The organism is Curtobacterium sp. ME26 (assembly GCF_903970945.1).
GTDB classification, from domain to species: domain Bacteria; phylum Actinomycetota; class Actinomycetes; order Actinomycetales; family Microbacteriaceae; genus Curtobacterium; species Curtobacterium citri.
In genome coordinates this window covers 25,150-34,623 of the sequence record NZ_CAJCKG010000031.1, presented here as the reverse complement: position 1 = coordinate 34,623, position 9,474 = coordinate 25,150, and the positions used below count along the sequence as shown (strand labels likewise).

General features: G+C 69.3%; 10 protein-coding genes. 6 read left to right on the top strand and 4 right to left on the bottom strand.

The window, feature by feature from the left end; genetic code table 11:
• The 5 genes from H7A69_RS12380 to H7A69_RS12360 all read left to right on the top strand — a co-directional run.
• Positions 1 to 229, top strand: a 229-nt coding sequence (locus tag H7A69_RS12380; protein WP_220456249.1) for a hypothetical protein, incomplete at its 5' end; no start/stop codon positions are given.
• A gap of 205 nt (positions 230 to 434) precedes the next feature.
• A complete protein-coding gene (locus H7A69_RS12375) occupies positions 435 to 1,463 on the top strand; it encodes a LacI family DNA-binding transcriptional regulator (RefSeq protein WP_182047286.1) in 1,029 nt (342 codons plus the stop codon).
• Between the two features lie 8 nt (positions 1,464 to 1,471).
• Complete coding sequence (locus tag H7A69_RS12370; RefSeq protein WP_220456248.1) at positions 1,472 to 2,392, top strand: ribokinase; 921 nt, start codon at positions 1,472 to 1,474, stop codon at positions 2,390 to 2,392.
• On the top strand, positions 2,389 to 2,844 hold the full coding sequence (locus tag H7A69_RS12365) for an RpiB/LacA/LacB family sugar-phosphate isomerase (protein ID WP_182047284.1): 456 nt from the start codon (positions 2,389 to 2,391) through the stop codon (positions 2,842 to 2,844). Before H7A69_RS12370 ends, H7A69_RS12365 begins: the two co-directional genes overlap by 4 nt.
• A gap of 67 nt (positions 2,845 to 2,911) precedes the next feature.
• Entirely contained in the window at positions 2,912 to 4,216 is a 1,305-nt protein-coding gene (locus tag H7A69_RS12360) for an MFS transporter (RefSeq protein WP_182047283.1), read from the top strand.
• Positions 4,217 to 4,338: 122 nt separating this feature from the next.
• On the opposite strand, the gene H7A69_RS17525 is transcribed toward H7A69_RS12360, so the two are convergent.
• The 3 genes from H7A69_RS17525 to H7A69_RS12345 all read right to left on the bottom strand — a co-directional run bounded on the left by H7A69_RS17525 (position 4,339) and on the right by H7A69_RS12345 (position 5,721).
• The gene (locus H7A69_RS17525) at positions 4,339 to 4,593 is read right to left on the bottom strand and encodes a helix-turn-helix domain-containing protein (protein ID WP_411469366.1); all 255 of its coding nucleotides are present in this window, start codon (positions 4,591 to 4,593) and stop codon (positions 4,339 to 4,341) included.
• A gap of 365 nt (positions 4,594 to 4,958) precedes the next feature.
• Positions 4,959 to 5,426, bottom strand: a complete 468-nt coding sequence (locus H7A69_RS12350) for an LPD29 domain-containing protein (RefSeq protein WP_182047281.1) — start codon at positions 5,424 to 5,426, stop codon at positions 4,959 to 4,961.
• Positions 5,427 to 5,514: 88 nt separating this feature from the next.
• Positions 5,515 to 5,721, bottom strand: coding sequence for a hypothetical protein (locus H7A69_RS12345; protein WP_182047280.1), 207 nt, complete (start codon positions 5,719 to 5,721; stop codon positions 5,515 to 5,517).
• 522 nt (positions 5,722 to 6,243) lie between these two features.
• Between H7A69_RS12345 and H7A69_RS12340 the strand changes: the two genes are divergently transcribed.
• On the top strand, positions 6,244 to 6,489 hold the full coding sequence (locus H7A69_RS12340; protein ID WP_182047279.1) for a hypothetical protein: 246 nt from the start codon (positions 6,244 to 6,246) through the stop codon (positions 6,487 to 6,489).
• An 845-nt stretch (positions 6,490 to 7,334) separates the two neighbouring features.
• On the opposite strand, the gene tkt is transcribed toward H7A69_RS12340, so the two are convergent.
• On the bottom strand, positions 7,335 to 9,392 hold the full coding sequence (tkt, locus tag H7A69_RS12335; protein WP_182047278.1) for a transketolase: 2,058 nt from the start codon (positions 9,390 to 9,392) through the stop codon (positions 7,335 to 7,337).
• Positions 9,393 to 9,474: the final 82 nt, after the last annotated feature.

The following is a 9,474-nucleotide window of genomic DNA, read 5'->3' as shown; positions in this document are numbered from 1 at the left end:
CGCCACCGCCGGCTCCGCGGTCGCCGTGCTGGCGGTCGCGCTCGGCGGCCTGCTCGCCCTCGGCGGGAACCCGACGCTCGTCCCGGTCCTCGTCGGAGCGTGCGTGTGGGTCGCCGCCGTCGCCGCGACCCCCGGGATCCGGTCGTGGCGGACCGAGCGGAACCAGGCCGAACTCGCTCGGGAGTACGCCGCGATCGACACGTGCACGAACCCGCCGGAGATTCCGTGATGGTTCCGCTCGAGTCGGTCAAGCTCTGAACAGACGCGGCTGCTGCTCGGAGAGACCGTCCGGATGCGAACGAATACTGCTGCTCGTCTCTGGCCTAAAAGAGCCTCCTGTCTGGCCTAAAAGAGCCTCCTGGTTTCAGATCTCAATTGCGCCAAGGCGATTGGCGTTCAGCGTCACGCACTTGCACTGACACGCGGGCTGGTGCATGCTGGAGACGCTTTCAGAATGGAAACGTTTCCATGGAAGGGTCACCATGAGCACAATCAGAGACGTCGCCGCTCGAGCGGGAGTCGCCCTCGGAACCGCGTCCCGCGTCCTCAGCGGCAGCACGCAGACCTCTCCAGACGCACGTGCACGCGTGCTCACCGCCGCGGCTGAACTCAACTACATCGCCAACGGCCCCGCACGCTCACTACGCCGCGCGAAGACGGACGTCATCGGCCTCATCGTGTCCGACATTCGGAACACCTTCTACTCGGAGGTCGCACACGCCGCCGAGCAAGAGGCGGAGCGGCAGGGCTACACCGTGCTACTCGCCAACGCGAACGAGGATCAGGACGCCGTCGACGGCTACCTGCGCACGTTCGCATCGCAGCGGATCGACGGGCTCCTCCTCTCACCGCAGGGCGGACGGACCCCCCAGCTCGATGAGTTCCTACGCTCAAGCCTGCCCCTTGTCCTGCTGAACCGCACGGCCCCGAACGTCGACGCCCCGACGATCGGCAGCGACAACGCCGACGGCGTCGAACAGACGCTCGCATGGCTGCAGCGCCACGGGCACCGCGATGTCGTCTTCATCGCCGGTCCGGAGACGATCTCGACGAGTGTTGAACGTTCGGCGACGTGGCACGCCCTCGCCGACCGCTACGGCGTCGCGACCGACGACGACCTCATCGAGCACGGCGACTACCAGGCCGACGGTGCACGCGCTGCGATGGAGCGCGTGTTCGAACGCGGCACCCCGTTCACCGCTGTGGTCGGAGCCAACGGTCCATCCACACTCGGCGTGATGCGTGCGCTCCGCGACCACGACGCCGCTTCCACCCCCATCGCATCGCTCGACGACCAGGACTGGTTCGAGTTCGTCACCCCGCCGGTCAGCGCTGTCCGCAACGACGCCGCCGCCATCGGACGCGACGGAGTCCGCGCACTAATCCGCCGGATCAACGGTCAGGACGTCGGATCCGAGCGCCTTCCCGTCACCTTCGTCGACCGATCGGCGGCGCCCGCGTGAGCGCCCACGTGACCGTCGTCGGGAGCATCAACGTCGACGATTCGATCTCGGTGCAGCGGCACCCCGCTCCCGGCGAAACGACGACCGCGACGAGCGCAGTCCGAACGCTTGGAGGCAAGGGCGCGAACCAGGCGGTCGCCGCCGCACGCGCCGGGGCGGACGTGCGCATGGTCGGCGCCGTTGCTGCGGATGAGCAGCTCGTCCGCGCCGCCTTAGACGCGGACGGCGTGGACACAAGTGCGGTCGCAGCACTCCGCGGCGCATCTACAGGACGCGCGATCGTCCTGGTAGACGAGGGCGGTGAAAACTCGATCGTCGTAATTCCGGGTGCGAATGCGGCAATCCCGTCGGACTCGATCGACCGGACCGTCGGCGCGATGCGGCCGGGCGACGTCCTCGTGCTGCAGAACGAGATCCCGGCGGCGGACTCTGCACGGGCAGCGCGCCTCGGCCATGCACGCGGCGCGACGGTGATCTGGAACGCCGCACCAGCACCGGACCGCCGCGCCGACATTGTCGATGACGTCGATCTGCTCGTGGTGAATGAACACGAGCTCGCTCAGGTCGCCGCACTCGTCGATCTCCCCGCCGACGAACTCGACCTGACGCTGTCGGGCGTGGCCAGGGCACTGGGTACCGCCGTCGTCTGCACCCTCGGGGCAGCAGGCGTCGCCTTCCGCCACGGTGCGCAGGCGGGTCGCGTCCCCGCACACCGCGTCCATGCCGCCGACACCACCGCGGCCGGCGATACGTTCGTCGGCTCGCTCGCCGCGACCAACGGCCGCCCATTCGACGAACGGCTCCGGCTCGCCGTCGCCGCGAGCGCCATCACAGTCACCCGGCCCGGCGCAGCGAGCTCCATCCCCACCCGCCAGGACGTCGACGAGTTCCTCGCCGCTGCCGACGCACAGACAAGGACGAACGCATGAAGGTTGCACTTGGCGCGGACCACGCCGGCTTCCCCCTAAAGGACGAGGTGCGCAGCATCCTCCAATCCCTCGGACACGACGTCATCGACTGCGGGACCTGGGACACCGACCCGGTGGACTTCCCGGACATCACCCAGGCCACGTGTCAGCCGGTCCTCGACGGGACCGCCGACCGCGCAGTCCTGGTCTGCGGATCCGGCCAGGGCGCGATTATGGCCGCCAACAAGCTCCCCGGCATCCGCTGCGGCCTCGCACATGAGCCGTACTCCGCGCACCAGGCCGTCGAACACGACGACGCGAATGTGATCGCCATGGGGGCCTGGCTCGCTCCCCGAGCGCTCGTCCCCGACATCCTCCGCGAGTTCCTCGACGCCCGGTTCGACGACTCACCGGACACCGTTCGCCGCGTCGAGAAGCTCAACGCCCTCGAACACCTCACACCCACGAACTGACCCCCTTCCCCCGATCAACGGAGATCACCCCGTGACCACCACACCCGAAAGCACGTCCACCAGTCGCGTGCTTGGCACGAAGGACCGCAAGAAGACCGCCATCGCCGCGGCCTTCGGAACTGCCGTCGAGAACTACGACTTCATCGCCTACGGCACCGCCTCAGCGCTGTACTTCGGCGCCGACTTCTTCCCCGGTGACAGCGCGTTCGTAGCCACCCTCCTCGCCTTCGCCACACTTGCCGTCGGTTTCCTGATGCGTCCGCTCGGCGGTGCGATCGGTGGGTTCCTCGCCGACAAGTACGGCCGGAAGCCGGTCCTCGTCGGCGCGATGCTCGTCATGGGCACCTCGACGTTCCTGATCGGCCTGCTCCCCACTCACGCCACCGTCGGCATCCTCGCCCCGGTACTCCTCGTCGTGATCCGCATGATCCAGGGCCTTGCGTTCGGTGCAGAGTGGGGCGGCGCTGTCACTATGACGTACGAACACGCGCCGTGGCACCGCCGCGGCATGTTCGCCGCGATCCCACAGGCCGGCAACCCCTTTGGTATCGCACTCGCTAGTGCCATGTTCCTCGTCTGCGCAAACCTCGACGGCGACTGGCGCTGGCGCGTCCCGTTCCTATTCAGCGCCGTCCTCATCGTCGCCGCACTGATCGTCCGATCCCGCCTCACCGAGTCCCCTGAATTTCTCGAGACCCGCTCCACCGGCGTCATCGAAAAGAACCCGTTCCTCGCCACCCTCCGCAACGACTGGCGCAGCGTCCTCCGCGTCATCGCGCTGCGCATCGGCGAGGCGTTCGCGTACTACTCCACCGCGACATACCTGCTGAATTACCTCACAGGACGGTTCCCCGACATCCGACCCGTCGCGCTCGGCGCGTTGACGGCGGCGAGCATCGTGGCGATCTTCACCACGTTCGCCGCTGGCGCGCTCACCGACCGCGTCGGACGTCGCCCGATCTACATCGTCGCGTGCTGCGTCGCAATCCTGTTCGCATTCCCGATGTATTTGCTGACCAACGACGCCGTCCCCGCGCTCGTCGTCGCCGTGTTCGTCTTCGGAATCGGGTTCATCCACGCGTCGCTCACCGGCACGCAGGGCTCGCTGCTCACGGAGCAGTTCGAGACGACGACGCGCACGTCGGGGGCGTCCCTCGGCTACCAGATCGCGGCGGCGCTCGGTGGGTTCGCGCCGCTCCTCGCGGCAGCGCTAGTCGGGTGGCTCGGCTGGCCCGGAGCATCGCTCCTCTACATGGCTGCGGCGGTGGTCGGACTAATCGGCATCCTCGTCACGAAAGAAACCTACGGAGCCGCCGAGCGTGCGAAGATCCGTGCGCTCGTCGAGCAAGAGCGGACCGGCTCCCGCCCTTAACGGTCATCGGCCCGTGATCGGCGTCTTCGCCAACCTCGCAGCAGCCTTCCTCGCGGCAGTCGACCATCCTCGCGCCACCCGCTCACTCACGAGTAAGAGCAGCTACGCTCGGTGTCGTCTTTCTAGCTTCGCTTCGTGTCGTCTCGCCGCAGGAGTCGGATGCGGCGGTACAGGGTGGCCCGAGACATCCCGAGGTCGCGGGCAACTTGGGCGGCTGGCTCGCCGGCGTCGAGGAGTCGGATGGCGGCGCGGATCTGGCTGTCCGTGAAGACCGCGCGGCGGCCGCGGAGGTCCTGGCTCGTACTGCCAGGCGAACGCGACGTGTCCGACTCGGCCGCCGTGGTAGCGGTCGAACACGGCGCGGTGTTCGTCGTCATCGTGTCCCGGGCCACGGGTGCAGGTCCACCGGGTGCCGCCCACGTCGTACGTCGTCGCGCCACACACCGGCACGCGAGGATCGACGTCGTCGCCGGGTGCCATGTCCGGTGCGGGTGCGTTGGGGTCGGTGTCCTCGTCGTGAAGGTGGGTGGGGCGTTCGTAGGTGATGTACATGACGGGTGGTCCTCTCTAGGCTGCTGGGTGCGGCCGGTGTTGAGCACGGCGGCCGCGGGGGCTGGCGGGGACGGCCGTGGGCTTCGGCTCGTCCCCGCTGCTTCCTCTACTGGCGGGTGGGTGCCGGGGTGAGGTCGACGCGTTCGAGGACGAACCGGACCGCGGACCATACCGACAGGGCTGGGTACGCCTATCCGCAGCCACCGGCGTTGAAGTCCTCGCCTCGGCCGTCGGTGAGGTCGTGGTGGCAGTTGAGGGTGCCGTGCTCGTCGCAGAGGACCAGGTGCCGCATGTTGCTGTCCTCGCGGACCGCGTGGTGCGCGGCGAGGTGACCGGCGGGCGAGTAGTTCCGGGTGACGATGATGCCGTCGCAGGAGTACCGGACCGCGGTCGGCATCTCTCCCGCTTCCCCGGCGACGAGGGTGGTGCCGTTGTCGTCGTAGCTGTCGGTCTGCCCGTTGAACGAGCGGCCCTCGAGCCGGTTGGTGACCTCCTGGACCTGCTGGTGGGTGGGGCCGTCGTCATAGGTGACGTTGATCCACGCGGCCGCGGTGCCGGTCGAGCAGCGCACGGAAAACTTCACGCCCGGGAATCGGGTGCGGAACCCCTTCCGGAGCAGGGCGGCGACAGTCTTCGTGGGGATGATGGTGGTAGTCATGTGGTGCCGGTTCCTTCCGGGGTCGGATGCTTGTGGAAGAGTGATCGGGCGGCCGGGACCAACTTCGATTTGGTCCCGGCCGCTTCACTCACTCCGCGGGTGGGGTGCAGGTGATCGTGTCGACGAACGTCGCGACGGCGGTCCCGTTGAGGGCGACCGTCCCTGCGAGGACCCAGCCCATCCCGGCCACTGCCTTGAGTTCCGCGTCCCGCTCGCGCAGGGCCGCGGTCCGAGCCTCGGCGGCGTCATCGGCCTTGCTGACAACCCGAGTCAGCGTCTCGATCCGGTAGCGCACGCGCTCTTCCTCTCCCTCTCGTTGTTTTGCCGTGAAGGCGACTTATCGCCGCTAGGACGGGAGGGCGGAGTGCAACCCCGGAGGTCGAGACGCTCCGAGAAGTTCTGGAGGAGCGCAGCGGGGGAAGAAGTTCTCGCGTGCGGATCGCGCCGGAGCGGGTTGCGCGCAGCCCGGACGGACGTACGCTGCCGAAGGCTTCACGGCAAAACAACGGGCCCGCAGGGCCTCACAGCGCCGGGCGGAGCCCGGTTCCACCCGGAGCGAAGCGACTCCCGGCCCACAGCCGGAAGTCCTAGACGCGCGAGCCTCCGTGGCGGCATGGTGGGTTGTGCCGGTCTGCGTGCCTAGCCGCCCGGTGCCAGGGCGGGAACCTGATCGATGGCGTGCGCCCGCCCTGGCCCTTCAGCACATCGGCTGTGGCAACATCCGGGGTATGGATCTCGTCGTGGCGGGCAGCGTCGGCAGCGGCAACGGGACCGCGGTGTCGCGGCCACCGTTCCGCTGGAGCAGGACGTCGCCGCGGTGCGGCCGCCGGCGGCTGCGCTCGAGGCGGACGACACCGGCCGTATGGTCGTGGTCGCGGATCCGTGGTTCGTGCAGTTCGCGGACCTCACCGGCTGCGACGTCAACGGCTGCCCCGCAGCCGCGGTGCCGGAGGCGTGGGAGCTGGTCGACCTCGACACCGGCGACGAGCTGCCGGGGCGGTTCTGCGAGGAGCACCAGCTTGTCTGGCTGCGCCGGCCGCGGCCGGTGTCACCCGCTGTGTAGACGAGCTATCGCGACCCTCGGGCAGAATCATGCGAGCGCATCGACGACGCACCACCCTGGGGGCGCGTCGTCATGGCGGTCGTTTTGACCCGAGGGGGAGCGGTCATGCCGCTGCGCCAACACGCCATCGAACATCGAGATGCGTGACGTGTACGCGAACGAGATCGCGGACGCCGTCCACGGCGGCGAGCAGCCGTCCCGGCTGTAGCTGGACGCGTGGGCCAGGTACAACGCCGCGGTGCGCGGTGCGGATCCGGCCGCGGTGTTCGGCGCGGTCGTCAGCGAGCTTGCAAGAGCGCGGCGACGACCATGGCCAAAGTGCCGAAGATCAGCAGGACGAGCAAGACCCACTGCCACGGCCGTAGCCCGGGGCGGCGCACGGGCGGCGTCCTGCCACTGCGGCGGCGGCTGCTCCTGGCGCTCATGGTGCCGAGTATGCGCCGCGACACCTCCGGCGTCGTCCGGACACCTTCGGTGCTCCTCTGGCCCGCCGGAGGCGGTGACAGCCGCGAGCTCCGTCGAGCGGCTCCGAGGTTGGGAGGAGGCGGAGCCTCTTGCCGCGGCGGCGAGGCCGACGCGCAGCCCGCGGACACTCAGACGGCCCGTTGGGACATGATCGGGGCTGGACGGGACACGAACCGGTGTCGGGTGGGCGTGAGGGCCGCTGGCTGCGACCCTCACGCCCTGTCACCTACTCCGCTGCCGCGTCCTCACCGTCCTCATGGTCGGCGTCGCCCTCAGGCTCGATGCCCGCGGCCAACTGCTCGACGTGGCTCAGCAGGTATCCCCACGCCGCCAACTGGGTCAGGTAACCGCGGGACTCCCGGTCCGGGGTGCGCCACCACTCACGGTTCGCCGTGTTCTCGAACCCGGCGAACACAACCGCCAGGGACAACGGATGCCAAAGCGCGTTCGGTCGTCGACCGAACGGCCGCCAACACACGTTCGACGGTCATACCGCGTTCCCGCAGGGCCTCCTCGGCCGGCGCGGAGAGCCCAAACTCGTCGATCCCGACGATCGCGCCGTCCGGGCCGGCAACGCCCTCCCAGCCAAAAGTGGATGCGGCCTCGACCACGACGCGCGCGCCGAGCGACGGGGGCAGTACCGAGTTCCGGTAGTCCTGGTCCTGTTCGGCGAACCACTCGCGGCACGGCATCGACACGACTCGGACACGACGATCCGTGACGTCGGCTGCCTCGAGGGCGAGCGCAACTTCACTGCCCGTGGCGACGAGGACGACTTCCGGGTCCTCGACGTCCCGCACGACGTACGCGCCGCGGGCGACCCCGGCGCGGACAACATTGACCGCGGTGTCCGCGACGGGGAGCGGCTGGCGGGCTAGCACGAGCCCGGCAGGGGCAGCGCGCTCGAGGACCGCGAGCCACGCGGCCACAGTCTCGTTCGCGTCGGCGGGGCGGACGACGGCGAACCCGGGCATCGCTCGCAGGCTCGCGAGGTGCTCGATCGGCTGGTGCGTCGGACCGTCGGCGCCGAGTGCCACGGAGTCGTGCGACCAGAGGTACGTGACGGGGAGCCGCATGAGAGCAGCGAGCCGGATGGCGGGGCGCTGGTAGTCACTAAACACCAGGAAGGTCCCCGCGAAGAAGCGTCCGGAACCGGCGAGTGTGATGCCGTTCATCGCCGCGGCCATCGCGTGCTCCCGGACACCCCAGTGGACGTTCCGTCCACTACGCGAGTCCGGCAGGGACGACCCGCCGCCGACTATCGCGGTCCGGTTCGGCTCGGCGAGGTCGGCAGAACCACCCCACAGTTCGGGCATCGCCGCGGCGATCGCCTGGATAGCCTTGCCGGACGCGTCGCGCGTTGCGAGACGCTCACCAGGGGCGAACAGCGGGAGGCTCGTGGCGAGTCCGGCAGGCAGGTCGCGTCGGCGGGCGCGTTCGAGCGCGGCCGCGTCTGCCGGGCGCGAGCTGCTCCACGACGCATGTCGGGCCTCCCATTCGGACCGCAGTCGAGAACCGCGCCCGAGCGCCCGACGTGTGGTGTCGAGAACCTCGTCGGGCACGTCGAACGGCTCGCGGTCAATGCCGAGTGCCGCCCGGGTGGCGGCGGTCTCGGCGACGCCGAGCGGAGCGCCGTGCGATCCGGCGGTGCCGGTCGCGTTCGGCGCGGGCCAGGCGATGCGCGACTTCAGTACCACCAGGTGAGGTTGTTCGTCGCCCGGGGCGGAGAGCATTGCGTGGAGGGCGTCGAGGTCGACATCGCCGTCCGACGCGAGTCCGACGTGGTCAACACGCCACCCCTGTGCGGCGAAGCGGGCACCGGTGTCCTCGGAGGAGGTAAGGGACGTGCTGCCCTCGATCTGGATGTCGTTGTCGTCATAGACGACAGTGAGATTCCCGAGCCGGTGGCGACCGGCGATGGCGCCGGCTTCGTAGGAGATGCCCTCCTGCAGGTCGCCGTCGGAGGCAAGCACCCAGACGCGCTGGTCGAACGCCGAGGTGCCAGCCGAGGCACCCGGGTCGAGACGGTCGCGGTCGCGGCGGAACGCCATGGCCATCCCGACGGCGGTAGCGAACCCCTGGCCGAGCGGGCCTGTCGTCGTCTCGACGCCGGGGGTGTGACCGAACTCTGGGTGCCCGGGGGTCCGGGAGTCGAGTGTGCGAAACGCCCGCAGATCGTCGCGCGAGACGTCGTACCCAGTGAGGTGGAGCTGGGTGTAGAGCAGGATGCTCGCGTGCCCGCAGGACAACACGAAGCGGTCGCGCCCGGCCCAATTCGGCGCAGCCGGGTCGTGGCGGATGTGCTGCTGAAACAGCAGGTGCGCGACCGGGGCGAGTGCCGCGGCGGCGCCCGGATGGCCTGATCCCGCTGCCTCGACGGCGTCGATCGCGAGCATGCGGGCGGTATCGATGGCAAGCCGGTCGGCGTCGGAGACCATGCTGTTCCTCTTCGTCGGGGTGGGTAGTCGGCTCACCGTACCCAATCGGTCATGTCGTCATAATGATTCAGGATGAATCGGT